This window comes from Pseudomonas fluvialis (assembly GCF_014207935.1).
Taxonomy (GTDB): Bacteria; Pseudomonadota; Gammaproteobacteria; order Pseudomonadales; family Pseudomonadaceae; genus Aquipseudomonas; species Aquipseudomonas fluvialis_A.
Window position 1 is genome coordinate 193,424 of the sequence record NZ_JACHLL010000003.1, and the last position, 25,207, is coordinate 218,630.

26 protein-coding genes are annotated in these 25,207 nt (G+C 63.0%); 10 read left to right on the forward strand and 16 right to left on the reverse strand.

Annotated elements, in window-relative coordinates; genetic code table 11:
- Nucleotides 1-6: 6 nt before the first annotated feature.
- The 10 genes from ihfB to mtnA form a co-directional block, all read right to left on the reverse strand.
- Complete coding sequence (gene ihfB, locus HNP49_RS09895; RefSeq protein ID WP_184682823.1) at nt 7-285, reverse strand: integration host factor subunit beta; 279 nt, start codon at nt 283-285, stop codon at nt 7-9.
- A 150-nt stretch (nt 286-435) separates the two neighbouring features.
- Nucleotides 436-2,115, reverse strand: coding sequence for a 30S ribosomal protein S1 (rpsA, locus tag HNP49_RS09900; RefSeq protein ID WP_184682825.1), 1,680 nt, complete (start codon nt 2,113-2,115; stop codon nt 436-438).
- Between the two features lie 117 nt (nt 2,116-2,232).
- On the reverse strand, nt 2,233-2,901 hold the full coding sequence (cmk, locus tag HNP49_RS09905; protein WP_184682827.1) for a (d)CMP kinase: 669 nt from the start codon (nt 2,899-2,901) through the stop codon (nt 2,233-2,235).
- Nucleotides 2,901-5,123 (reverse strand): bifunctional prephenate dehydrogenase/3-phosphoshikimate 1-carboxyvinyltransferase, encoded by a 2,223-nt coding sequence (locus tag HNP49_RS09910; RefSeq protein ID WP_184683437.1) that lies wholly within the window; start codon nt 5,121-5,123, stop codon nt 2,901-2,903. Before HNP49_RS09910 ends, cmk begins: the two co-directional genes overlap by 1 nt.
- 4 nt (nt 5,124-5,127) lie before the next feature.
- The gene (hisC, locus tag HNP49_RS09915) at nt 5,128-6,243 is read right to left on the reverse strand and encodes a histidinol-phosphate transaminase (RefSeq protein WP_184682829.1); all 1,116 of its coding nucleotides are present in this window, start codon (nt 6,241-6,243) and stop codon (nt 5,128-5,130) included.
- Between the two features lie 87 nt (nt 6,244-6,330).
- The gene (locus HNP49_RS09920) at nt 6,331-6,951 is read right to left on the reverse strand and encodes a YitT family protein (RefSeq protein WP_184682830.1); all 621 of its coding nucleotides are present in this window, start codon (nt 6,949-6,951) and stop codon (nt 6,331-6,333) included.
- 66 nt (nt 6,952-7,017) lie between these two features.
- Nucleotides 7,018-8,115: a prephenate dehydratase gene (gene pheA / locus HNP49_RS09925; protein ID WP_184682832.1), complete on the reverse strand. Its 1,098-nt coding sequence runs from the start codon at nt 8,113-8,115 to the stop codon at nt 7,018-7,020.
- Entirely contained in the window at nt 8,115-9,200 is a 1,086-nt protein-coding gene (serC, locus tag HNP49_RS09930) for a 3-phosphoserine/phosphohydroxythreonine transaminase (protein ID WP_184682834.1), read from the reverse strand. The genes pheA and serC overlap by 1 nt, the downstream gene beginning before the upstream one ends.
- A gap of 100 nt (nt 9,201-9,300) precedes the next feature.
- Nucleotides 9,301-12,105, reverse strand: a complete 2,805-nt coding sequence (gyrA, locus tag HNP49_RS09935) for a DNA gyrase subunit A (protein ID WP_184682837.1) — start codon at nt 12,103-12,105, stop codon at nt 9,301-9,303.
- 139 nt (nt 12,106-12,244) lie between these two features.
- Nucleotides 12,245-13,321 carry an S-methyl-5-thioribose-1-phosphate isomerase gene (mtnA, locus tag HNP49_RS09940; protein WP_184682839.1) on the reverse strand — a complete coding sequence of 359 codons (1,077 nt, stop codon included), beginning with the start codon at nt 13,319-13,321 and terminating at the stop codon, nt 12,245-12,247.
- 97 nt (nt 13,322-13,418) lie between these two features.
- Here mtnA and HNP49_RS09945 point away from each other — a divergent pair, with 97 nt between their 5' ends.
- From HNP49_RS09945 to HNP49_RS09960, 4 genes are all read left to right on the forward strand, one after another.
- Nucleotides 13,419-14,744 (forward strand): TRZ/ATZ family hydrolase, encoded by a 1,326-nt coding sequence (locus tag HNP49_RS09945; RefSeq protein ID WP_184682840.1) that lies wholly within the window; start codon nt 13,419-13,421, stop codon nt 14,742-14,744.
- 133 nt (nt 14,745-14,877) lie between these two features.
- Nucleotides 14,878-15,576, forward strand: a complete 699-nt coding sequence (ubiG, locus tag HNP49_RS09950; RefSeq protein WP_184682842.1) for a bifunctional 2-polyprenyl-6-hydroxyphenol methylase/3-demethylubiquinol 3-O-methyltransferase UbiG — start codon at nt 14,878-14,880, stop codon at nt 15,574-15,576.
- On the forward strand, nt 15,576-16,247 hold the full coding sequence (mupP, locus tag HNP49_RS09955; RefSeq protein ID WP_184682844.1) for an N-acetylmuramic acid 6-phosphate phosphatase MupP: 672 nt from the start codon (nt 15,576-15,578) through the stop codon (nt 16,245-16,247). The genes ubiG and mupP overlap by 1 nt, the downstream gene beginning before the upstream one ends.
- 36 nt (nt 16,248-16,283) lie before the next feature.
- The gene (locus tag HNP49_RS09960) at nt 16,284-17,021 is read left to right on the forward strand and encodes a YciK family oxidoreductase (protein WP_184682846.1); all 738 of its coding nucleotides are present in this window, start codon (nt 16,284-16,286) and stop codon (nt 17,019-17,021) included.
- A 15-nt stretch (nt 17,022-17,036) separates the two neighbouring features.
- Here the strand turns inward: HNP49_RS09960 and HNP49_RS09965 are convergent, their stop codons facing one another.
- Nucleotides 17,037-17,249 (reverse strand): hypothetical protein, encoded by a 213-nt coding sequence (locus tag HNP49_RS09965; protein WP_184682848.1) that lies wholly within the window; start codon nt 17,247-17,249, stop codon nt 17,037-17,039.
- Between HNP49_RS09965 and HNP49_RS09970 the strand changes: the two genes are divergently transcribed.
- Nucleotides 17,248-18,174 (forward strand): GGDEF domain-containing protein, encoded by a 927-nt coding sequence (locus tag HNP49_RS09970; RefSeq protein ID WP_184682849.1) that lies wholly within the window; start codon nt 17,248-17,250, stop codon nt 18,172-18,174. The two genes, HNP49_RS09965 and HNP49_RS09970, sit on opposite strands and share 2 nt — an antisense overlap.
- Nucleotides 18,175-18,245: 71 nt before the next feature.
- Here HNP49_RS09970 and rluB read toward each other — a convergent pair whose 3' ends face one another.
- The 5 genes from rluB to HNP49_RS09995 all read right to left on the reverse strand — a co-directional run bounded on the left by rluB (nt 18,246) and on the right by HNP49_RS09995 (nt 22,542).
- Complete coding sequence (gene rluB, locus HNP49_RS09975; protein WP_184682851.1) at nt 18,246-19,304, reverse strand: 23S rRNA pseudouridine(2605) synthase RluB; 1,059 nt, start codon at nt 19,302-19,304, stop codon at nt 18,246-18,248.
- Between the two features lie 121 nt (nt 19,305-19,425).
- Nucleotides 19,426-20,226: an SMC-Scp complex subunit ScpB gene (gene scpB / locus HNP49_RS09980; RefSeq protein WP_184682854.1), complete on the reverse strand. Its 801-nt coding sequence runs from the start codon at nt 20,224-20,226 to the stop codon at nt 19,426-19,428.
- A 6-nt stretch (nt 20,227-20,232) separates the two neighbouring features.
- Nucleotides 20,233-20,931 (reverse strand): ScpA family protein, encoded by a 699-nt coding sequence (locus HNP49_RS09985; protein ID WP_184683438.1) that lies wholly within the window; start codon nt 20,929-20,931, stop codon nt 20,233-20,235.
- 113 nt (nt 20,932-21,044) lie between these two features.
- Entirely contained in the window at nt 21,045-21,671 is a 627-nt protein-coding gene (locus tag HNP49_RS09990) for an L-threonylcarbamoyladenylate synthase (protein WP_184682857.1), read from the reverse strand.
- Nucleotides 21,672-21,684: 13 nt separating this feature from the next.
- The gene (locus HNP49_RS09995) at nt 21,685-22,542 is read right to left on the reverse strand and encodes a PHP domain-containing protein (RefSeq protein WP_184682860.1); all 858 of its coding nucleotides are present in this window, start codon (nt 22,540-22,542) and stop codon (nt 21,685-21,687) included.
- A 100-nt stretch (nt 22,543-22,642) separates the two neighbouring features.
- Here HNP49_RS09995 and HNP49_RS10000 point away from each other — a divergent pair, with 100 nt between their 5' ends.
- The 5 genes from HNP49_RS10000 (at nt 22,643) to HNP49_RS10020 (ending at nt 25,201) form a co-directional block, all read left to right on the forward strand.
- Nucleotides 22,643-23,233, forward strand: coding sequence for a septation protein A (locus HNP49_RS10000; protein WP_184682861.1), 591 nt, complete (start codon nt 22,643-22,645; stop codon nt 23,231-23,233).
- A gap of 2 nt (nt 23,234-23,235) precedes the next feature.
- On the forward strand, nt 23,236-23,535 hold the full coding sequence (locus HNP49_RS10005) for a YciI family protein (RefSeq protein ID WP_184682862.1): 300 nt from the start codon (nt 23,236-23,238) through the stop codon (nt 23,533-23,535).
- Nucleotides 23,536-23,573: 38 nt separating this feature from the next.
- Entirely contained in the window at nt 23,574-23,990 is a 417-nt protein-coding gene (locus tag HNP49_RS10010) for a translation initiation factor 2 (IF-2, GTPase) (RefSeq protein WP_184682863.1), read from the forward strand.
- A gap of 9 nt (nt 23,991-23,999) precedes the next feature.
- A complete protein-coding gene (locus tag HNP49_RS10015) occupies nt 24,000-24,677 on the forward strand; it encodes a response regulator transcription factor (protein WP_184682864.1) in 678 nt (225 codons plus the stop codon).
- Nucleotides 24,678-24,784: 107 nt separating this feature from the next.
- Nucleotides 24,785-25,201, forward strand: coding sequence for a Spy/CpxP family protein refolding chaperone (locus HNP49_RS10020; RefSeq protein WP_184682866.1), 417 nt, complete (start codon nt 24,785-24,787; stop codon nt 25,199-25,201).
- The last annotated feature ends 6 nt before the right edge of the window (nt 25,202-25,207 follow it).

Sequence of the window (25,207 nt, forward strand, 5' to 3'; positions counted from 1 at the left end):
TAGCAATCACTCGTTAACTCGATCCCGCAGCTCCTTCCCCGGCTTGAAATGCGGCACGAACTTGCCATCGAGGGTCACAGACTGGCCCGTCTTGGGATTGCGCCCGACACGCGGCGCACGGAAGTGCAGAGAGAAGCTGCCGAAACCACGGATCTCGATGCGATCGCCGGTCGATAGCGCCTGCGACATCTGCTCGAGCATGGTCTTGATAGCAAGCTCGACATCCTTGGAGGAAAGCTGCCCCTGGTGGGTTACGATCCTCTCGATCAACTCCGACTTGGTCATGGTTTTCCCTTTTTATTCAAGCGGCTAGATCAGCTTCAAGTGTTTTTAGCATGACCCAATCGCTTTGAACAGCCCATCCAGTGACTGCTTGCTTTACCCACAAAAAAGGGCGACCGAAGTCGCCCTTTTTCTGATGCAAGATCGGGGTGATTAGCCCTGATTCTCCATCTGAGCACGGATCAGATCACCAATGGTGGTCGGACCGGTGCTTTCAACTTCCTGCTTGCGCAGTTCTTTCATGGCGTCTTTCTCGTCGTCCACGTCTTTCGACTTCACGGACAGGGAGATAACGCGCGACTTACGGTCGACGCTGATGATCTTGGCTTCGACTTCGTCGCCTTCCTTCAGCACGTTACGAGCGTCTTCAACGCGGTCACGGCTGATTTCGGAGGCTTTCAGAACAGCTTCTACGTCATCGACCAGGGTGATGATGGCACCCTTGGCGTCAACTTCCTTGACGATGCCGCGAATGATCGCGCCCTTGTCATTGATGCTGACGTAGTTGGAGAACGGATCATCTTCCATCTGCTTGATGCCGAGGGAAATGCGCTCACGCTCCGGATCAACGGAGAGGATGACGGTTTCCAGGTCATCGCCCTTCTTGAAACGACGTACGGCGTCTTCGCCCACTTCGTTCCAGGAGATGTCGGACAGGTGAACCAGACCGTCGATGCCGCCTTCCAGACCGATGAAGATACCGAAGTCAGTGATCGACTTGATGGTACCGGAGATCTTGTCGCCCTTGTTGAAGCGGCTGGAGAAATCTTCCCACGGGTTGGATTTGCACTGCTTGATACCCAGGGAGATACGACGACGCTCTTCGTCGATATCCAGAACCATAACTTCCACTTCGTCGCCAACCTGAACGACTTTGGACGGGTGGATGTTCTTATTGGTCCAATCCATTTCGGAAACGTGCACCAGACCTTCCACGCCCTCTTCCAGCTCGGCGAAGCAGCCGTAGTCGGTCAGGTTGGTGACTTTGGCGGTAACACGGGTGTTTTCCGGGTAACGGGCCTTGATGGCAACCCATGGGTCTTCGCCCAGTTGCTTCAGACCCAGGGAGACGCGGTTGCGCTCGCGGTCGAACTTCAGAACCTTGACATCGATCTCGTCGCCAACGTTGACGATTTCCGACGGATGCTTGATACGCTTCCAGGCCATATCGGTGATGTGCAGCAGACCATCGACGCCACCCAGGTCAACGAACGCACCGTAGTCGGTGAGGTTCTTGACGATACCTTTGACCTGCTGGCCTTCCTGCAGGGACTCCAGCAGAGCTTCGCGCTCGGCGCTGTTCTCGGCTTCCAGCACGCTGCGGCGGGAAACGACAACGTTGTTGCGCTTCTGGTCCAGCTTGATGACCTTGAACTCGAGCTCTTTGCCTTCCAGGTGAGTGGTATCACGCACCGGACGCACGTCAACCAGGGAGCCCGGCAGGAACGCGCGAATGCCGTTAACGTCAACGGTGAAACCACCCTTGACCTTACCGTTGATAACGCCCTTGACCACTTCTTCAGCAGTGAAAGCTGCTTCCAGAACAATCCAGGATTCAGCGCGCTTGGCTTTCTCGCGGGACAGCTTGGTTTCACCGAAGCCATCTTCAACCGCGTCCAGAGCAACGTGGACCTCGTCACCAACCTTGATGGTCAGCTCGCCTTGTTCGTTGTAGAACTGCTCGACCGGGATGACGCCCTCGGATTTCAGGCCAGCATGCACGGTGACCCAGTCACCGTCGATGTCGACCACGATGCCGGTGATGATGGCACCCGGCTGCATGTCGAGGGATTTCAGGCTTTCTTCAAAAAGTTCTGCAAAGCTTTCGCTCATGTTGATTCCTGTTGATCAAGGGCAGGAAATCTGCCCAAACCATATTCCAGACAATATGGGTACGTTCATATAAAAGAGGCCGACAGGACTATGACTGGTCCCCTGACGGCTTCTTGGTCACACAATGAGGTCGCGGCGCGCAACCTCATCGAGGATTCTTTCCAGCACCTGATCGATCGACATTTCGGTCGAATCCAGCTGGATGGCATCGAGGGCGGGCTTGAGCGGGGCCACTGCACGTTGCATGTCTCGCTCATCGCGCGCACGAATCTCGTCTAGCAGACTCGGCAGGCTAACATCTTCACCCTTGCCTTTCAACTGATGATAGCGGCGACGGGCACGTTCCTCGGCACTGGCGGTCAGAAAGACCTTCAGCGGCGCATCGGGAAACACCACCGTTCCCATGTCGCGGCCGTCGGCCACCAGACCCGGCGCCTCGCGGAAGGCCCGCTGACGCTGCAGCAGCGCCTCGCGCACGGCCGGCAGCGAGGCGACCATGGAAGCGCCAGCACCAACCTGCTCGTTGCGGATGGCGTCAGTAACCTCCTCGCCCTCGAGAATGATCCGCTTGTCGACGAACTGCACGTCCAGATGGGCGGCCAGGGTCTTCAGTGCTTCCTCATTGGTCAGATCGATGCCGTGATTGCCGGCGGCAAAGGCCAGCAGCCGGTACAGAGCACCGGAGTCCAGCAGCTTCCAGCCCAGCTTGGCGGCCAGCAGGCCGGCGATGGTGCCCTTACCCGAGCCGCTCGGGCCGTCGAGGGTGATGACCGTGGCCAGACTCATCACTTGCCCTCCTCGGCCACACGAATGCCGACCTGCGCGGCCAGACCGAGGAAATTGGGGAACGACGTGGCGACGTTGGCGCAATCATGGATGCGGATCGGCGCACTGGCACGCAGGGAGGCCACGCTGAAGGACATGGCGATGCGGTGATCGCCATGACTGATCACCTCACCGCCACCCATGGGACCACCGTCGATGATGATGCCATCCGGCGTCGGCTCGGCTTTCACGCCCAGCGCCTGCAGACCATCGGCCATCACCTGGATACGGTCGGACTCCTTGACGCGCAGTTCTTCAGCACCACGCAGTACGGTACGCCCTTCGGCACAGGCCGCCGCCACGAACAGCACCGGGAACTCATCGATGGCCAGCGGCACCAGATCCTCGGGAATATCGATGCCCTTAAGCTTGGCCGAGCGCACGCGCAGGTCCGCCACCGGCTCGCCACCGACTTCGCGCTGATTTTCCAGAGCAATGTCGGCCCCCATCAGCTTGAGGATGTCGATCACGCCGGTACGGGTCGGGTTGATACCAACATGCTCCAGCACCAGCTCGGAGCCTTCGGCAATGCTCGCCGCCACCAGGAAGAAGGCTGCTGAAGAAATATCCGCCGGCACTTCGATATGGCAGGCGCTCAGCTTATGGCCAGATTCGACGGTGGCGACATTGCCATCAACCGTCACGGGATAGCCGAAGCCTTGCAGCATACGCTCGGTGTGATCACGGGTCGGCGCCGGCTCGGTCACGGAGGTCTGCCCCGCCGCGTACAGGCCAGCCAGCAGCAGACAGGACTTGACCTGAGCACTGGCCATTGGCATTTCGTAATCCATGCCGGTCAGGCGCTGACCGCCCTTGATCTGCAGCGGCGGCCGCCCTTCCGGCCCAGTCTCGATCACCGCGCCCATCTCGCGCAGCGGCTTGGCCACACGGTTCATCGGGCGCTTGGACAGCGAGGCATCACCGGTCAGGGTGGTATCGAACGGCTGCGCCGCCAGCAGACCCGAGAGCAGGCGCATGGACGTACCGGAGTTACCCAGATAGAGCGGACCGGGCGGAGGCTGCAGACCATGCAGGCCGACACCATGAATGGTCACACGACCGTGATGCGGCCCCTCGATCACCACACCCATGTCGCGAAAAGCCTGCAGGGTGGCCAGCGCGTCTTCACCCTCCAGAAAGCCTTCCACCTCAGTGGTTCCCTCAGCCAGCGAGCCGAGCATGATCGAGCGGTGGGAAATGGACTTGTCGCCCGGTACGCGGATACGGCCGGAAACTTTGCCACCCGGCATGGCCAGATAAATCAGGTCGGTATTGTGCATAGCGTCCACATAGGCCCGGCGGGCCAGGATTTTGCTGAAGTGTTCACGGGCCACGCGGGCGCGGGTAAACACGCCCAGCAGATGATGCCCATCTTGTGTGTCGACCGCGTTGCGCAGCGCATCGAGATCGTCACGGAAGTCATCGAGGATGTGCAGCACAGCCTCGCGATTGGCGAGGAAGATGTCATGCCACATCAACGGGTCGCTGCCGGCAATCCGCGTGAAATCACGGAAGCCGCCGGCGGCATAACGGAAAATTTCCAGATTTTCACTGCGTTTGGCCAGCGAGTCGACCAGCCCGAAAGCCAGCAGATGCGGCAGGTGACTGGTGGCCGCAAGGACCTCGTCATGGTGTTCCACCTGCATATGCTCCACATCGGCACCCAGCGCCCGCCAGAGCTGATCAACGAGCTCCACGGCAGCAGGTTCGCAGGTTTCGTGAGGCGTGAGAATCACCTTGTGACGGCGGAACAGATTGCCCTTGGCAGCCTCGACACCACTCTGCTCGGAGCCGGCAATCGGATGGCCGGGCACGAAGCGTGGCAACTGCTGCGCCAGCTCACGACGGGCGGCACGCAGGATATTGCCCTTGGCGCTGCCCACATCCGTCAGTACCGTTTCTCCCAGCGGTAAGCGGCCCAGACTGACCAGCAGCTTCTCCATGGCGAGAATCGGCACGGCCAGCTGAATGACACTGGCGCCGACACAGGCCGCTGCCAGATCGGACTCACAGCGGTCGACCACACCCAGCTCGACCGCCAGACGGCAGGACTCGGCATCCAGATCAACGCCGACCACTTCGCGAAACAGACCCGCCTCGCGCATGCCCTTGGCAAACGAGCCGCCAATCAGGCCAAGACCGATCACCACCAGCCGCTCCAGCGGCTTGATCACCGCAGCCATCGGCTCAGTCACGGGCAAGCACCTGCCCAAGCACGGCGAGGAAGCGGGCATTTTCCGCTTCGGTTCCGATCGATACACGCAGGAAGGTCGGCATGCCGTAGCCCGCCACCGGCCGCACGATCACCCCCGCCTGCAGCAGCGCCTGGTTGATCGGTGCCGCGTCGCGCGCGAAATCCACCGCAATGAAGTTGCCCTTGCTAGCAATCCAGCTCAGCCCCAGAGCCGCCAGGCCCTGCTCCAGCTGACGCATGCCGGCGCTGTTGAGGGCGCGCCCGGCCTCCAGATAGTCGGTATCGGCCAGCGCCGCCACCGCCGCCGTCAGGGCCAGGCTATTGACGTTGAAAGGCTGACGCACGCGATTGAGCACATCGGCAATCTGCGCCGAGGACAGCGCATAGCCTACGCGCAACGCCGCCAGGCCATAGGCCTTGGAGAAGGTGCGCGAGACCAGCAGATTGGGAAAACGCGCGAGAAACTGCACGCCGTCCGGCAGGTTGTCGCCGGCTTCTACGTACTCGATATAAGCCTCATCCAGCACCACCAGCACCTGCTCCGGCACTGCGCTCAGGAAAGCTTCCAGCGCCTGACTGTCGAACCAGGTGCCGGTTGGGTTGTTCGGGTTGGCGAGAAAGACCACGCGGGTGTTGGCATCGATGGCGGCCAGCATGGCCGGCAGGTCATGGCCATAGGCCTTGGCAGGAACGGCACGGCCTTCGGCACCCACCGCCTGAGTCGCAATCGGATAGACGGCAAAGGCGAACTGACTGAACACGGCATTCAGGCCCGGCGCCAGGTAGGCCCGCGCCACCAGATCGAGAATATCGTTAGAGCCGTTGCCTAGGGTCACCTGAGCGGCCGTCACGTCATAGCGCACCGCCAGCGCCTGCTTGAGCTCGAAGCCATTACCGTCGGGGTAACGGGTCAGCTCCGGCAAGGCCCCCTGAATGGCCGATAGCACCTGACTGCTGGGGCCCAGCGGGTTCTCGTTACTGGCCAACTTGACGATACCGGCCGGATCGAGATTGAGCTCGCGCGCCAGTTCATCCACCGGTTTGCCAGGCACATAGGGCGACAGCTTTTGTACGCCCGGCTGGGCCAAGGCGAGAAAATCACAGCTCATGATTGATCCCTGTTCACGGAGGGCTGGCAATGAAGCCGGCCATCTTAAGCCAAGGCGCTGTCGCCAGCGACCCCGGAAGGCGTTTTTTCAGCTGATCGCCGTGTAACGGCCGGCCTTGTGGTTGAAGGCCAGCACCAGATTGAGCACCACCGCACCCAGCACGGAAATGCCAATCGCCTGCCAGCTCAGCGCTGCCAGGGCAGCCAGCAGAATCAGGCAATCAATGGCCATCTGCACCTTGCCGGCCCGCCAGCCATGACGGTCCTGCAGGTACAGCACGAGCAGGTTGACCCCACCCAGACTGGCACGATGACGAAAGAGGATGAGCATGCCGATGCCCATCAGAATACCCCCCAGCACCGCCGCATACAGCGGCTGCAGCGCCTCGAAACGCACCCAGCGGCTGCCCAGATCAGCAAACAGCGCGACCAGACTGACCGCACACAGGGTGCGCAAGGTAAAACGCCAGCCCATGCGCCGCCAGGCCAGCACATAGAACGGCAGATTGATCAGAAAATACCCTACACCAAAGGACAGCGGCGTCAGGTAACTGAGCAGAAAGCCCAGACCGGCCGTGCCGCCGGTCAACAGACCGGCACCCTTGTACAGGTTGATCGCCAGGGCAATCAGCAGCGTGGCGCTGAGCAGCGCCTGCACATCTTCCAGCCAGCTGTGCTGCTCGGGGGCCGGCAACGTCTCCAGACTCATGCTCACTCCAGAAAAAGCAAACGCCCGGCCGCGGTCAGGCGGTCGGGCGCAGGCAGACTTACAGACTCAGAGTACGGCTTTCGGGTAGGAACCCAGCACCTTGAGCGCCACGGCTTCGTTGCCGATCTTCTCCAGCACATCCTTGATCAGCGGATCCTGGTGGTGACCGACGAAGTCGATGAAGAACACATAGGTCCACTTGCCGCTGCGCGACGGCCGGGTCTCGATGCGGGTGAGGTCGATACCGTTGGTATGGAACGGCACCAGCAGCTCATGCAGCGCCCCCGGCTTGTTGCGCATGGAAACGATGATCGAGGTCTTGTCATCGCCAGTCGGCGGCACTTCCTGATTACCGATGATGAGAAAGCGCGTGGAGTTGTCCGGACGATCCTCGATCTTCTCGGCCAGCTTGCTCAAGCCATACAGCTGCGCCGCCATATCACCGGCAATCGCCGCACTGTTCCATTCGCTCTTCACCCGCTTGGCCGCATCGGCATTGCTCGACACCGCCACACGCTCGACGTTGGGGTAATGCGCATCCAGCCACTTGCGGCACTGGGCCAGGGACTGGGCATGGGAGTAGATGCGGGTGATACGGTCGGTCTTGGTGGTCTCACCCACCAGCAGGTGATGGTGGATACGCAGCTCCACCTCGCCACAAATGACCATATCGTGTTCAAGGAAACTGTCGAGGGTGTGATTGACCGCGCCCTCGGTGGAGTTCTCCACCGGCACCACGCCGAAGTTCACCGCCCCGGCAGCCACTTCGCGGAATACCTCGTCGATCGCCGCCATCGGCTGACTGATAACCGCATGCCCGAAGTGCTTGAGCGCGGCAGCCTGGGAGAAAGTCCCCTCGGGGCCGAGGTAGGCAATCTTCAGCGGCTGCTCCAGCGCCAGGCAGGAGGACATGATTTCGCGGAACAGACGCGCCACTTCCTCGTTGTCCAGGGGCCCCTTGTTCAGCTCCATGATGTGCTTGAGTACCCAGGCCTCGCGCTCAGGACGGTAAAACACCGGGGTTTCGCCGGCCGGCAGCGAGGCCATCTTCACCCGCGCCACATCCTGAGCACAGCGCGCGCGATCACTGATCAGCTCGAGAATCTTCTCATCGAGACTGTCGATGCGCACCCGCAGGGCCTTGAGCTGATCAGCGTCGCTCATCAGGCGTGCTCCTTCTCGAACTCAGCCATGTAGGCGACCAGCGCCTCAACGGCATCCAGGCCTACGGCGTTATAGATGGAAGCCCGCATGCCACCGACCGAGCGATGCCCCTTGAGATTGAGCAGGCCGCGCGCCTCGGCACCCGCCAGGAACGGCTTGTCGAGCTTGTCGTCGGCCAGACGGAACGGCACGTTCATCCACGAGCGGGCATTGTGCGTGATCGGGTTGCTGTAGAAGTCGCTGGCATCGATGGCCTTGTACAGCAGGTCCTTCTTGGTACGGTTGACCTTGGCGATCGCCTCGACGCCGCCCTGCTCCTTTAGCCACTCGAACACCAGACCCGACAGGTACCAGGAATAGGTCGCCGGGGTGTTGTACATCGAGCCGTTGTCGGCAGCGACCTTGTAATTGAGCATGGTCGGGCAGCTGGAGCGGGCACGACCGAGCAGGTCTTCGCGAACAATGGCGACGACCAGACCGGACGGGCCGATGTTCTTCTGCGCGCCGGCGTAGATCAGGCCGTACTGCGACACATCAATCGGGCGCGAGAGGATGTCCGAGGACATGTCCACCACCAGCGGGGTTTCACCGACATCCGGCACCCAGTCGAACTGCAGACCGCCGATGGTCTCGTTGCTGGCGTAATGCAGGTAGGCCGCCTTCTTCGACAGCTGCCAGTCGTTCTGCCCCGGGATGGCGAAATAGTCATAGGCCTTGGCGCTGGCGGCCACATTGACGTTACCGAAACGCTGGGCCTCCTCGATGGCTTTCTTCGACCAGATGCCGGTATCGATGTAATCGGCCACACCGTCTTCCGGCAGCAGGTTCAGCGGAATCTCGGCGAACTGCTGGCTGGCGCCACCCTGCAGGAACAGCACCTTGTAGTTCGACGGAATGGCCAGCAGGTCGCGCAGGTCCTGCTCGGCCCTCTCGGCGATGGCCACGTATTCGTCGCTGCGGTGACTCATCTCCATCACGGAGAGGCCCTTGCCCTGCCAGTCGAGCATCTCGGCCTGGGCACGTTCCAGTACGGCGGTGGGAAGCGCGGCCGGGCCGGCGCAGAAGTTAAAGGCTCGCTTGCTCACGTTTGCTCTCACTTAAATGCATGGCGGACAGCATCGCTTACACGATCTGCCCGCCTGGGTTCAGCCTGCGCCGCTCCGACTGACGGAGCGGCGATTGCACTTACTCGTTACCGGTTGGCTCGTTATCGGCAGACTCGTCGCCCACCAGCTCATCGCCAGCCTCTGCAGCCTCGCCGCCGTCGGTCACGGTCTCGACGAACTCACCGTCCAACGCCTCTTCATCTTCATCGCCACCCGAGGGCTCCTGCACCCGCTCCAGACCGACCAGGGTTTCATCCTTGGCCAGCTTGATCAGGGTAACGCCCTGGGTGTTGCGCGAAGAGGACGAGACTTCATCGACACGGGTACGCACCAGGGTGCCTTGGTCGGAGATCAGCATGATCTCTTCGCCATCCTGCACCTGCACCGCACCGACCAGCTTGCCGTTACGTTCGTTGATGACCATGGCGATCACGCCCTGACCACCACGACCACGACGCGGGTAGTCCTCCAGCGGCGTGCGCTTGCCGTAGCCGCGCTCGGAAGCCGAGAGAATCTGCGCACCACTTTCCGGAATCAGCATGGAAATCAGGCACTGGCCGTCGGCCAGACGCATGCCGCGCACACCGCGAGCGATACGGCTCATGGTGCGAACGTGTTTTTCCTTGAAGCGGATGACCTTGCCGGCGTCGGAGAACAGCATGACTTCCTTGGCACCATCGGTGATGGCCGCGGCAATCAGGGTGTCACCCTCTTCCAGCTTCAGCGCGATCAGACCGCTGGAGCGCGGCTTGCTGAACTGCACCAGCGGCGTCTTCTTGACGGTACCGAAGGCGGTAGCCATAAAGATGTAGGCACCGGTCGGCTCGTCCTGCTCATCGTCGACCACTTCGGCGTCACTGTCTTCGGCCACTTCGGCTTCGACCACTTCGCCCTCGATCACTGCGCCTTCGTTTTCGTCCAGATCCTCGCCTTCTTCGGCAGCCTGCTGACGCAGGGCTTCCAGGTCGATCTGCAGCATGGCGGTGATGCGCTCACCCTCATCAAGCGGCAGCAGGTTGACCAGCGGACGACCACGCGCGGCGCGGGAGGCTTCCGGTATCTCGAAGGTGCGCAGCCAATAGACCTTGCCCTTGCTGGAGAACAGCAACAGGGTGGCATGGCTGTTGGCAACCAGCAGGTGCTCGATGTAGTCCTCGTCCTTCACCCCGGTAGCCGACTTGCCCTTGCCGCCACGGCGCTGAGCCTGGTAGGCATGCAGGGGCTGCGACTTGGCATAGCCGCCGTGGGAAATGGTGACGACGCGCTCTTCCTCGGTGATCAGGTCGGCGATGGTCAGGTCCATCTGCGAAGCCATGATCTCGGTACGACGGGCATCGCCGAATTCGGCCTTGACCTTCTCCAGTTCCTCGCGGATGACTTCCATCAGGCGCTCGGGATTGTTCAGGATGCGGATCAGCTCGCCGATCAGGGTGAGGATCTCCTGATACTCGGCCAGCAGCTTCTCGTGCTCCAGACCGGTCAGGCGATGCAGGCGCAGCTCCAGAATGGCCTGGGCCTGCTCCGGCGACAGGTAGTACTTGCCTTCGCGCAGACCGTACTGCTCATCCAGATCCTGCGGACGGCAGGAATCGGCGCCCGCGCGCTCGACCATGGCCTCCACGGCACTGGACTCCCAGGCGGTAGCGATCAGGCGCTCCTTGGCCTCGGCAGGTGTCGGCGACTGTTTGATCAGCTCGATCACCGGATCGATGTTGGACAGGGCAACCGCCTGGCCTTCCAGGATATGCCCACGCTCGCGCGCCTTGCGCAGCTCGAACACGGTACGGCGGGTCACCACTTCACGGCGGTGACGGATGAAGACCTCAAGCATGTCCTTGAGGTTCATGGTCTTGGGCTGACCATCGACCAGCGCCACCACGTTGATGCCGAACACGCTCTGCAACTGGGTCTGGGCGTAGAGGTTGTTGAGGATGACCTCAGGCACCTCGCCACGACGCAGCTCGATAACCACGCGCATGCCGTCCTTGTCGGACTCGTCGCGCAGTTCGGTAATGCCTTCGAGCTTCTTCTCCTTGACCAGCTCGGCGATCTTCTCGATCAGACGCGCTTTGTTCAGCTGGTACGGAAGTTCGGTAATGACAATCTGCTGGCGGCCGCTGCTCTTGCCTTCGATCTCTTCGACTTCGGCACGGGCACGCATGTAAATGCGGCCACGACCGGTACGGTAGGCCTCGATGATGCCGGCACGGCCGTTGATGATGCCCGCAGTCGGGAAGTCCGGCCCCGGGATGTAGTGCATCAATTCATCAACGGTCAGCTCCGGATTGCTCATCAGGGCCAGACAGCCGTCGATCACTTCGCCCAGGTTGTGCGGCGGAATGTTGGTCGCCATGCCCACGGCGATACCGCTGGAGCCGTTGACCAGCAGGTTCGGCACCTTGGTCGGCATGACCGCCGGAATCTGCTCGGTGCCGTCGTAGTTGGGCACCCAGTCGACGGTTTCCTTGTCCAGGTCGGCCAGCAGCTCATGGGCCAGACGGGCCATGCGCACTTCGGTGTAACGCATGGCGGCCGCGTTGTCGCCGTCCACCGAACCGAAGTTGCCCTGACCATCAACCAGCATGTAACGCAGGGAGAAGGGCTGAGCCATACGCACAATGGTGTCATAGACAGCCGTGTCACCGTGCGGGTGGTATTTACCGATCACGTCACCGACCACACGGGCCGATTTCTTGTAGGGCTTGTTCCAGTCGTTGCCCAGTTCGCTCATGGCGAACAGCACGCGCCGATGCACGGGCTTCAAACCATCCCGTGCGTCCGGCAAGGCACGCCCGACGATCACGCTCATCGCGTAGTCGAGGTAGGACTGTTTCAGCTCGTCTTCGATATTGACCGGAAGAATTTCTTTGGCCAGCTCGCCCATAAGAAGCCTGGTTCCTTTTTATGTCGCCCCCTGACGGGAGCCTACGCATTGGAGGGCTCATCCGGCCCCTTGATAACCCGCGGAGCTTACCACAGGGGATTGCCGTGGACCTACCCCACGCCCCAGCGGCCAGCCCATCTCAGTGCAACCGTTTGCGGCACATCAGCTGGGCCATTTTCTCGACATCAGGACGCTCTACCACGCCTTTCTCGGTGACAATCACATCCACCAGATCCGCCGGCGTGACATCGAATACCGGATTGCAGGCGGTTACCTCAGCAGCGACACGCTGGCCAGCCAACTCCAGCAACTCGCTGCCGGCACGCTCCTCTATGGGAATGTCGTCGCCATGTTCCAGCGCCATGTCGATGGTCGAGCTGGGCGCCACCACCATGAAGCGCACGCCGTGGTGCATCGCATTGACCGCCAGCTGGTAGGTGCCGATCTTGTTGGCCACATCACCATTGGCGGCGATGCGGTCGGCCCCGACTATCACCCAGCTGATGTCCTGCGTCTTCATCAAGTGCGCGGCCGCCGCATCCACATTGAGCGTAACCGGCACGCCATCGGTCGCCAGTTCCCAGGCTGTCAGGCGCGAGCCCTGTAGCCAGGGACGGGTTTCGTCGGCATAGACTCGCTCGACCAGGCCTTCGGCATGCGCCGCACGAATCACCCCCAGGGCCGTACCGAAGCCGCCGGTAGCCAGGGCTCCGGCATTGCAATGGGTGAGCAGGCGCTGCGGCTTGTCGCCGTGCTTGCGGATCAGCTCGGCGCCCAGCTGAGCCATGACCAGATTGGCTTCGCGATCGCTGGCATGAATGGCTTCAGCCTCAGCCGTCACAACCGCCAGCGCATCGGCATCGACCTGAACCTGCTGCAAACAGTCACGCATGCGATTGAGCGCCCAGAACAGATTGACCGCAGTGGGCCGCGACTCGGCCAACAGGCGCATGTCGCCCTCGACCGCAGCCCGCCAGTCGCCGCCCTCGGCCAGCCGCTGACGCACGGCCAGCGCCACGCCATAGGCCGCAACAATCCCGATGGCCGGCGCACCGCGCACCACCATCAGGGTGATCGCTTCCGCCACCGCAGACGCCTCGGTGTAACGCAGCCAGACCTGCTGCTGCGGCAACAGACGCTGATCGAGCAGTAACAGGGCATCCCCCTGCCATTCAATGGCCTTGACCTTTTCCGCGGCCAGCAGTTGCTCGCGCATGCGCACAGTTCACCTTCCGATCTTCATGCAAAGCGGCCGATTATACCCCAGGAGCCTGGTTATACTGGCGCCTCTCCAGCACCACGGACTGCCGACCATGCCGACACCGCAAGCCCCCTTCGACCTGCTCCTGCTACCCACCTGGATAGTGCCGGTGGAGCCAGCCGGCGTGGTGCTGCGCGAGCATGCATTGGGCATTCGCGATGGCCGCATTGCCCTGCTGGCACCTCGCGAACAGGCGCTGCGCATCGGTGCTCAGGTGGTGCGTGAGCTGCCGGACATGCTGCTCTGCCCCGGTCTGATCAATGCTCACGGTCATGCCGCCATGACTCTGCTGCGCGGTTATGCCGACGACCTGCCCCTGCAGGAGTGGCTGCACGAGCGCATCTGGCCGGCCGAGGCGAAGTGGGTCAATGAGGATTTTGTCCGTGACGGCACCCTGATCGCCATCGCCGAACAGCTCAAGGGCGGCATCACCTGCCATGCCGACATGTATTTCTACCCGGCCGAAGCCAGCACTGCCGTGCATGAGGCCGGCGTTCGCGCCCAGATCAGCATACCAATCCTCGACTTCCCGATTCCCGGCGCCCACGACGCAGGTGAAGCAATCCGCCAAGGCCTGCAACTGCTCGATGATCTGAAGCATCACCCGCGCATCCGCATCGCCTTCGGCCCGCACGCCCCCTACAGCGTCAGCGATGACAAGCTGGAAACCATCCGCATGCTGGCCGAAGAAGTCGACACCCCCATTCATATGCACGTGCACGAAACTGCCGGAGAGGTCGATCAAGCCATCCAGCAGCAGGGTGAACGCCCGCTGGCACGCCTGCAGCGCCTGGGCCTGCTCGGACCACGTTTCCAGGCCGTGCACATGACCCAGATAAACGAACAGGACATCGAGCTGCTGGTCGCCAGCAACAGCAGCGTGATCCACTGCCCCGAGTCCAACCTCAAGCTGGCCAGCGGCTTCTGCCCGGTGGACAAGCTCTGGCAGGCCGGCGTCAACGTGGCCATCGGCACCGATGGCGCGGCCAGCAACAACGACCTCGACCTGCTGGGCGAAACCCGCACCGCCGCATTGCTGGCCAAGGCCATCGCCGGCAACCCGAGCGCCCTGGATGCCCACAGCGCCCTGCGCATGGCCACGCTCAATGGCGCGCGCGCCCTGGGCCTGGAGCAGCAGATCGGCTCGCTGGAAATCGGCAAGCAGGCCGACCTGGTAGCCTTCGACCTGTCCGGCCTCGCCCAGCAACCGGTCTACGACCCGGTCTCGCAACTGCTCTATGCCTGCTCCCGGCATGAGGTCAGGCATGTCTGGGTGGACGGCAAGGCACTGGTCGAGGACGGCCGACTGACCCGTCTCGACGAGCACGAGCTGAACGAGCGCGCCCGCGCCTGGGGCGAACGCATCGCCCAGCGCTGAAGCACGCTGCGACAAACTGGCCTGCGCGGCAAAGCTGCCGCCAGCGCCCGGAAACTGGCAATATACGCAGCTATCCCATTTTGCCCGGCCACCAGCAGCCTGCTGCGACCTGGCCCATGCCACTGGAACGCCCATGAGCAACGTCGATCACGCCGAAATCGCCAAATTCGAGGCCCTCGCCCACCGCTGGTGGGACCGCGAAAGCGAGTTCAAGCCGCTGCACGAAATCAATCCGCTGCGCGTCAACTGGATCGACGAGCGCGTCGGCCTGGCCGACAAGAAAGTGCTGGATGTCGGCTGCGGTGGCGGCATCCTCAGCGAATCCATGGCCCAGCGTGGCGCCACGGTGATGGGTATCGACATGGGTGAAGCCCCGCTGGCCGTGGCTCAGCTGCACCAGCTGGAATCAGGCGTGGAGGTCGAATACCGGCAGATCACCGCCGAAGCTCTGGCCGAGGAAATGCCCGGGCAGTTCGATGTGGTCACCTGCCTGGAAATGCTCGAACACGTGCCAGACCCGGCGTCGGTGATCCGCGCCTGCTACAAAATGGTCAAACCGGGCGGTCAGGTGTTCTTCTCCACCATCAACCGCAATCCCAAGGCCTACCTGTTCGCCATCGTCGGCGCCGAATACGTGCTGCGCCTGCTGCCGCGCGGCACCCACGACTTCAAGAAGTTCATCCGCCCCTCCGAGCTCGGCGCCTGGTGCCGGCAGACCGGCTTTGAAGTCAAAGACATCATCGGCCTGACCTACAACCCGCTGACCAAGCACTACAAGCTGGAAGCGGATGTGGACGTCAACTACATGATCCAGACGCTGAAGGAGGCCTGATGCGTCTGAGAGCGGTACTTTTCGACATGGACGGTACGCTGCTCGACAGCGCGCCGGACTTCGTCGCCGTGGTTCAGGCCATGCGCGCAGCCCGCGAGCTGCCTGACGTGAATGCACAGGCCGTGCGTGATGTCGTTTCTGGCGGCGCCCGCGCCATGGTCGCCGCGGCATTCGATGCCGAGGAAGGCTCTGCTGAATTTGAAACCCTGCGTCTGGAATTCCTCGAGCGCTACCAGGCACATTGCGCCGTACTGACCTGCCCCTATCCCGGCATCCGCGAACTGCTCGACGATATCGAGCATGCCAAGCTGCGCTGGGGCGTGGCCACCAACAAGCCACTGCGCTTTGCCGCGCCGATCATGCAGCACCTGCAACTGGATCAGCGCAGCGCCGTTCTGCTCTGCCCGGACCATGTAGCCCAGAGCAAGCCGGCCCCCGACATGCTGCTGCTGGCCTGCCAGCAACTCGGCCTGCAGCCGGCCGAAGTCCTGTTCGTCGGCGATGACGAACGCGACATCGCCGCCGGCCGCGCCGCTGGCTGCCGTACCGCCGGCGTCACCTGGGGCTACATCCACCCCGATGACAGCCCTGGCCACTGGGGCGCCGATGTGATCGTCAACCACCCCAGCGAACTGCGCGCCGTACTCGACCGCGCCCTGTGCAGCTGCTGAGCCATTTCCTTTTCTTTCCGTTTAGAGACCGACCGCATGTTCGAATACAGCGCCCGCCCCGACCTGCTCAAAGACCGCGTGATTCTGGTGACTGGCGCCGGTCGCGGGATCGGCGAGGCTGCCGCCATGGCCTATGCCGCACACGGCGCCACCGTGCTGCTGCTGGGCAAGAATGAAGACAACCTCAATGCGGTCTACGACCAGATCGAAGCGGCCGGCCATCCGCAGCCGGTGGTGATCCCCTTCAACCTGGAAACCGCCCTGCCGCATCAATACGACGAGCTGGCCGCCACCATCGAGGCCGAGTTCGGCCGCCTCGACGGCCTGCTGCACAACGCCGCCATCCTCGGCCCGCGCACCCCGCTGGAACAGCTTTCCGGCGACAATTTCATGCGTGTCATGCAGATCAACGTCAACGCCATGTTCATGCTGACCAGCACACTGCTGCCGCTGCTCAAGCTGTCCGAAGATGCCTCGGTGATCTTCACCTCCAGCAGTGTCGGTCGTCAGGGCCGGGCCTACTGGGGAGCCTATGCCACCTCCAAGTTCGCCACCGAAGGCCTGATGCAGGTTCTGGCCGACGAAGTCGACGGCACTCAGGTGCGCGCCAACAGCGTCAACCCCGGCGCCACCCGCACCGGCATGCGCGCTCAGGCCTACCCAGGCGAAAACCCGGCCAATAACCCCCTGCCCGAAGCCATCATGCCGGTCTACCTCTACCTCATGGGCCCCGACAGCAAAGGCGTCAACAGCCAGGCGTTTGACGCCCAGTAATGCCCACGCGCGCCGTCACGGCGCGCGTCGTTTTTCCGACGCCAGCTTGATCACAGCGGCAAGCCATTGCCGCCTGACTCGCCAGAAAAACGTCTCACCGGCCTGACCACCCTTCACGCAAACAAACCAAGGCATTGATTTAAAAGCATTTTTAATAACTATCGACAGCTGGCACGAAAATCGCTGTAGGCATAGTGTCGCCGCCTTCAAGCGCCAGAGGTTGATCATGAGCACGCCCAGTCAGTCCAACACCATCAATTTCGATGCAGCCAAGCTGCAGCGTCTGGGCTTTCCTGGCCAACGTCAGCCGTCGCTGAAACCGGTCACCCTGATCGAACTGCGCCGCGAGCTGGCCCTGCAGCTGCAGACCACCCTCGATATCGAGCGCATCCTCGAGCTGTTCTACCGCCAAGTCCAGCGCCTGGTGCCGCTGGATGCTCTCAGCTACCAGCAGGCCAGCAGCGACCTGCGCCTGGAACTGGGCGGCCGCGGTAATCACTCGGCCGGCTATCGCCTGAGCCACGAAGGCGAATACCTCGGCGAGCTGTTGTTCCGCCGCAATCAGCGCTTCAGTGATGACGAACTGGCACAGCTGGAATCACTGCTGGCCAGCCTGCTGTTTCCTCTGCGCAATGCCCTGATGTACCGCGCCGCCGTGCAGAACGCCCTGCGTGACGGACTGACCGGCACCGGCAACCGCGTAGCCATGGAGCAAAGCCTGGAGCGCGAAGTGGAGATGGCCCGGCGCCACCTGCAGCCGCTGTCGGTACTGATGCTGGATATCGACTTCTTCAAGAAGATCAACGATGAACACGGCCATCACACCGGCGACGAAGTCCTGCGTGCGGTAGCCAGCACCCTGAAGAACACCCTGCGCAACGTCGACATGGTGTTCCGCTTCGGTGGCGAGGAGTTCCTCGTGCTGCTGTCCAACACCCAGCGCGAAGCGGCAGCCATGGTTGGCGAACGCCTGCGCATGGCGGTCATGGAGCTGCAGTACCTTGTACAGGGCCGCGCCCTGGATGTGTCGATCAGCCTTGGCTGCGCCACCCTGCTGGCAGGCGAGTCGTCCGACAGCCTGCTGCGCCGCGCCGACAACGCCCTTTATGTTGCCAAGCGCGAAGGCCGCAACCGTCTGGCCCTGGCCGGCTGATCGACTGACTGGCTGATTGAAACGCGCATGAAAAAAGGGACCCGAGGGTCCCTTTTTCTTTTGCCTGCGGTTTACCGCGGCTTGCGCCCGAAACCGGGACGCTGCCCCTCACCGGCCGGCTGCGGACGACGCTGAGCCGGCGCTGCCGGCTTGCGTGCCGGACGCTCGCCCAGGCTCGGCTCATCGCGGCCGCGCTGCGGACGCTTCTTCGCCGCATCCGGACGCTCGGCGATCACCGCCTGGCCGCGCGGACCACGATCCCCCTCGACCGGACGCGGCTTGCGCGCGCCGACCGGCTTGGGCGACTTGCGCTGCAGACGCTCCATCTTGTCGCGAAACTTACTCTTGACCCCCGGCAGCTCGACCGGTTTGAGGCCCACTTCCGCCGCCAGGATGTCGATCTCGCGCTGGCTCATTTCACGCCAGCGGCCCATGGTCAGGTCCGAGGTGATGAACACCGGACCGAAGCGCACGCGCTTGAGGCGACTGACCACCACGCCCTGGGATTCCCACAGGCGGCGCACCTCACGGTTGCGACCTTCCATCACCACACAGTGATACCAGTGGTTGTAGCCTTCGCCACCGGGTGCCTGCTTGATGTCGGTGAACTTGGCCGGGCCGTCTTCCAGCATCACGCCGGCTTTCAGCTGCTCGATCATCTCGTCGGTCACTTCACCACGCACACGCACCGCGTACTCACGGTCCATCTCGTAGGAAGGGTGCATCAGACGGTTGGCCAGCTCACCGTCGGTGGTGAACAACAACAGCCCGGTGGTGTTGATATCGAGGCGGCCGACGTTGATCCAGCGGCCATTGCGTGGCCGAGGCAGACGGTCAAATACGGTGGGACGACCTTCCGGGTCGTTGCGGGTGCAGACCTCGCCATCGGGCTTGTTGTAGATCAGCACGCGGCGAACTTCTTCCTGCTCTTCCTCGCGGCGCAGCACGCGACCATCGACGCTGATGGCGTCATGCAGATCGACGCGCTGTCCCAGGGTGGCAGCCACGCCATTGACCTGTACGCGGCCGCTGCTGATCCAGGTTTCGATGTCGCGACGCGAAGCCAGCCCCATGCGGGCCAGGACTTTCTGCAGTTTTTCCCCTGCGGGGCTGTGGTGTTGCTCGTCCATCTGGGCACCTCCCGGTGTAGTGATGTGGGCGAATGGCACTATCGGCCAAAAAGGTCGCGCATCATACGCCTTTAGTGGCCGTCGCGCACGGCCGCTCAGCGGATGCCTGCAGCCGGCAGAATCAGTGCAGCAAGGGTAGCTCGTCGACGTCCTCTGCCGATGTTTCCGCGTCATCATCGCTCTCCGCCGCCGGCAGATCGCTGAAATCGGTCTTCAGGCCCTGCTCCATGGTATCGAGCTCGGCCAGCAGGCTGCGGAAGCTGGTTTCTTCCCGCGGCTCGACCTGCTCAGCGCCAGCATCGTCATCGGCCAGCGCCAGATCGGCCCGTGCCTGCAGCCCGGCCGGCACGCCATCTTCGTCTTCCAGAGGCAACACGGGATCAGGCTGCAGTTCACGCAGCGCCGCCAGTGGCGGCAACTCGTCGAGGCTCTTCAGGTTGAAATGATCGAGAAAGGCCTTGGTGGTGGCGAACATCGACGGGCGCCCCGGCACATCGCGGTGGCCGACCACGCGAATCCACTCGCGCTCCAGCAGCGTCTTGACGATCTGACTGTTGACCGCCACGCCACGGATATCCTCGATTTCGCCCCGGGTGATCGGCTGCCGGTAAGCCACCAGCGCCAGGGTTTCCAGCAGCGCACGCGAATAGCGCTGCGGGCGCTCTTCCCACAGCCGGCCTACCCAGGGCGCAAAGCGTTCGCGCACCTGCAAGCGATAACCGGAGGCCACCTCTTTCAACTCAAGCGCCCGCCCCTCACAGCTCTTGCCGAGGACGGCCAGGGCTTTCTTGAAGACGGCGGGTTCGGGACGCTCACCCTCCTCGAACAGTTCCATCAGCCGTTCCAGCGACTGCGGCTTGCCCGAGGCGAGCAGAAAGGCTTCGAGGACCAGGGCTAGTTCTTTGGGCTCAGACAGGTTCATCACAGGCTATTCCGCACGGGCTCGCACATGGATCGGGGCAAAGGGCTCATTTTGTACCAGCTCGACCAGCGATTCCTTGACCAGTTCGAGTACCGCCATGAAGGTCACCACCACGCCCAGTCGCCCCTCTTCGGCGCTGAACAGGCTGACGAAGGGCAGAAAGGCTCCACCCCTGAGACGCTCCAGCACTTCGCTCATGCGCTCGCGGGTGGACAGGGCTTCGCGGGTGACCTGATGGCTTTCGAACATATCGGCACGCCGGAGCACCTCGGCCATCGACAGCAGCACTTCTTCCAGACTGACCTGCGGCAACAGCTTGCGCGCCCGCGCCTCGGGCGCATCCAGGCGCGGCACCTGCAGCTCTCGGCCAACCCGCGGCAGGCCATCGATATCCTCGGCCGCGGCCTTGAAGCGTTCGTACTCCTGCAGGCGCCGGATCAGCTCGGCGCGCGGATCGTCCTCTTCTTCTTCGGCCTCGGCCGAGCGTGGCAGGAGCATGCGCGACTTGATCTCGGCCAGCATGGCCGCCATCACCAGGTACTCGGCGGCCAGCTCCAGGCGCACCGATTTCATCAGCTCGACATAGCCCATGTACTGCTTGGTGATCTCGGCCACCGGGATATCGAGGATGTCGATGTTCTGCTTGCGGATCAGATAGAGCAGCAGGTCCAGCGGCCCCTCGAAGGCTTCGAGGAAAACTTCCAGGGCATCCGGCGGGATATACAGGTCCAGCGGCAGCTCGGTGACCGCCTGGCCGTAGACCAGCGCCAGTGGCAGCTCCCCTTGCAGGGGCGCAGCGGCCTCGGGAACTTCACTCATCAGTCGTTCTCGAACGGCGTCGGATCGCCGGCACCAATGCGCAGCACCTGCGGCGAATCATCCAGCAGGCTGACCACCGTCGAGGCTTCCAGCCCACCGAAACCGCCATCGATGATCAGGTCCACCTGATGTTCGAGGATCTGGCGCATTTCATAAGGATCGGACATCGGCAGCGTTTCACCCGGCAGGATCAGGCTGACGCTCATCAGCGGCTCACCCAGCTCACTAGCCAGGGCCAGGGCGATTGGATGGGCCGGCACGCGCAGGCCGATGGTGCGCCGCTTCTCGTGCAGGAGCATGCGTGGCACTTCACGGGTGGCGGTGAGAATGAAGGTGTAGGGCCCTGGCGTATGAGCCTTGAGCAGGCGAAACGCGGCGGTGTCGACCTTGGCGAACAGCCCCAGCTGCGACAGGTCGCTGCAGATCAGGGTGAAATTGTGCTTGTCGTCCAGCCGACGCAGGCGGCGGATGCGCTCCACCGCCGTCTTGTCGCCGATATGGCAGGCCACGGCGTAGGACGAATCGGTGGGAAACACCACCACGCCACCCTGGCGAATGATCTCAACGGCCTGTTTGATCAGGCGCGCCTGGGGATTTTCCGGGTGGACCTGGAAGAACTGACTCATAGACGCTCCCTGTTCAAGATGCAGCGCGGACATGATCGAAGCGCGCCCAGAGCGGCGGCAGATCATCCGGGACGGGGCGGTACATACCCAGCTCCGACCAGTCGCCCGGTGCGTGGAAGTCACTGCCGGCGCTGACCAGCATGCCGAACTCGCGGGCCAGAATGGCCAGGGTGCCGACCTGCTCGGCCGGTTGCAGACCATTGACTACCTCGATGGCGTGCCCGCCACCGCTGACAAACTCGCCGACCAGACGCCGGCGCTTGCTGCGGGTGAAATCGTACTGGGCCGGATGAGCCAGGCTGATCCAGGCATCGGCCGCGCGCAGCGTGGCCAACACTTCGGCCAGGCTCGGCCAGTGCTGCTTCACGTCGCCCAGCTTGCCGGCACCCAGCCACTTGCGGAAGGCCTCGGCGCGGTCGGCGACGAAGCCGGCACGCACCAGGTACTCGGCGAAATGCGGGCGGGCCGGCGCGTTGCCGCTGTCGCCCAGTTCCTGCTGCACGGCACGAGCCCCCTGCAGACAACCGACAAAGCCGACCCGGGCCAGACGCCGGTCGATTTCCTCGGCGCGGGCCCAGCGCCCGGTGTGCAGGCTCTTCACCGCCGCCTCGATAGCCGGTGCGTCCAGGGCAAAGCCATAACCGAGCACATGAATGGTCGCACCGCCCCAGGTACAGGACAGCTCGATGCCGTTGACCAGCTGCAGCCCCAGCTCGGCGGCACGCTGCCGCGCTTCGGGCAGGCCCTCGATGGTGTCGTGATCGGTCAGCGCCAGCACCCGCACGCCACGCTCGTGGGCACGCTCTACCACCGTCGCCGGGCTCAGGGCGCCGTCCGAGGCGGTGCTGTGGCAATGCAGATCAATCTCCATGGGGTCTCACTGAACGGGGTTCACGGGCTGGAAAGCAGGGACTTCTGCGCCAGATTCTTCCTGTTATTATGCCGCCACAACCCATTTCTGGCTGCGCTACGTGAAACAATTCATCGACTTTATTCCGCTGATCCTGTTCTTCATCGTCTACAAGCTCGAACCGCGCGTCATCGAACTGGCCGGCCACAGCGTCAGCCTGGGCGGCATCTTCAGTGCCACCGCCGTGCTGATCCTGGCCTCAGTGGTGGTCTATGGCGCTCTGCTGATCCACCAGCGCAAGCTGGAAAAGGGCCAATGGCTGACCCTGGCGGCCTGCCTGCTGTTCGGCGGCATGACCCTCGCGTTCCACAGCGAAACCTTCCTCAAGTGGAAAGCTCCGGTGGTGAACTGGCTGTTTGCCCTGGCCTTCACGGCCAGCCACTTCATTGGCGACAAGCTGCTGATCCAGCGCATGCTTGGCCATGCCATGAGCCTGCCCGCCGAAGTCTGGAAGCGCCTGAACCTGGCCTGGATCGGTTTTTTCCTGTTCTGCGGCTTCGCCAACCTGTTCGTCGCCTTCACCTTCCATGAGTTCTGGGTCGACTTCAAAGTCTTCGGCAGCCTCGGCCTGACCGTGCTGTTCCTGGTGGCCCAGGGCGTTTATCTGTCGCGTCACATCCACGACGAGCCCGCCTCCGAGACCAAGGACTGAACATGCTCTACGCCATCATCGCCACCGACCATCCCGGTACCCTCGAAGCGCGCCTGGCCGCTCGCCCCGCCCACCTCGATCGTCTGCTGCAGCTCAAGGCCGAAGGCCGCCTGATCCTCGCCGGCCCGCACCCGGCAGTGGACAGCAATGACCCGGGGCCGGCCGGCTTCAGCGGCAGCCTGGTAGTCGCCGAATTCGACTCGCTGCAGGCCGCACAAAGCTGGGCCGATGCCGACCCGTACCGCGCCGCCGGCGTTTACGCCAGCGTCACCGTAAAGCCATTCAAGCTCGTTCTTCCGTAAACCCGCACGGGCGGCAGCGCCGTCCTACAGGAGTTCCGATGCGTCTGCTGGCCCCGCTGTTTGCCGTGTTGTTGCCCTGTCTTGCCGTGCAGGCAGAGGAATCCGTCAACCTGCCGCTACTGCAACCCAGCAGTGCCGGTACCAGTCAAACCAGCGCGGCGCCCGCCAGTGAGCTGCAGCAACAGCTGCAGCTCATGCAGGCTGAACGTGACCAGTTGCAGGCGCAACTGCAGGAGCAGAATCAGCTGCAGGAAAGCGCCCAGGTCAGCCGCCTGCGCCAGGAGAACCAGCGCCTCAAACTGCAGCTCAAGGCGGCCCAAGCCGGACAGGGGCCACGCTGGCTGAGCGAGCAGCAGACCTGGTTCGCCCTGGGCAGCGCCCTGGCACTGATCGCCCTGATCATCGGCCGACTCAGCGCCGGCCTCGGCAAATCGCGCAAGCACTGGCTGAACTGAAGGACCACCATGAGCCATCTGCTGCTGATCGACGATGATCTGGAACTCTGCGACCTCCTCAGCCGCTGGCTGAGCCAGGAAGGCTTTGTCGTGGCCGCCAGCCACGACGGCCAGCAGGCCCGCCAGCAGCTGCAGGCCCAGAGTCCGGATGCGGTGATCCTCGACGTCATGCTGCCCGATGGCAGCGGCCTGGAACTGCTCAAGCAACTGCGCCAGGAACACCCGGACCTGCCGGTACTGATGCTTTCCGCCCGCGGCGAGCCACTGGACCGCATCCTCGGCCTTGAGCTGGGCGCCGACGACTACCTGGCCAAGCCCTGCGATCCTCGCGAGCTGACTGCCCGCCTGCGGGCTGTGCTGCGCCGCAGCCAGGCCACCGGCAAGCCGCAGCTGCAGGACCTCGGCGACCTCAGCTACAGCGCCGCGCGCGGCACCGCCAGCATCGGCGAGCATGAGGTCAGCCTGACCCTGTCCGAGGGGCGCATTCTCGAAGCGCTGTTGCAAACCCCCGGCGAGCCCGTGGACAAACAGGCACTGACGCAGCTGGCCCTGGGTCGCAAACTCAGCCTGTATGACCGCAGCCTGGACATGCACGTCAGCAACCTGCGCAAGAAACTCGGCCCACACGCCGATGGCCGGCCACGTATCCAGGCCCTGCGCGGCCGTGGCTACCTGTATCAGCCGTAACGGACCTCTTTACCTAGCCTTTACCCTGGCCTGACGGCGCTTGACCTTGCCCGCCCTAGACTGGGCACATCCGGCAAACGACCGGAATCCAGACCAGGAGATCCATCATGCGCAAGACCCTAACCGCCCTGCTGTTCGCCGCCACCCTGCCCGCCGTTGCCCTGGCAATGCCCGACGAAGGCCCGCGCCACGGAGGCATGCGTGGCGAACCGCACGGCATGATGTTCAAGGAACTCGACCTCAGCCGCGAACAGCGCGAGTCGATCAGCAAGCTGATGCGCGAGCAGATGAAGTCCCAGCACGACATCACCCAGCGCTATCTGGACAAGCTTCCGGAAGCCGAGCGCAAAGCCATGCAACAGGAACTGGAAGCGGCCAAGAAGCAACAGCACGACAGCATCCGCGCCCTGCTCAAGCCCGAGCAGCAAAAGGACTTTGACGCGCTGGTGAAGAAGATGGAAGAACGCCGCGCCGAACGCGCCGAGTTCGAAGCCTGGAAGGCCGAGAAAGAGAAGGCCGAATAAATCTGC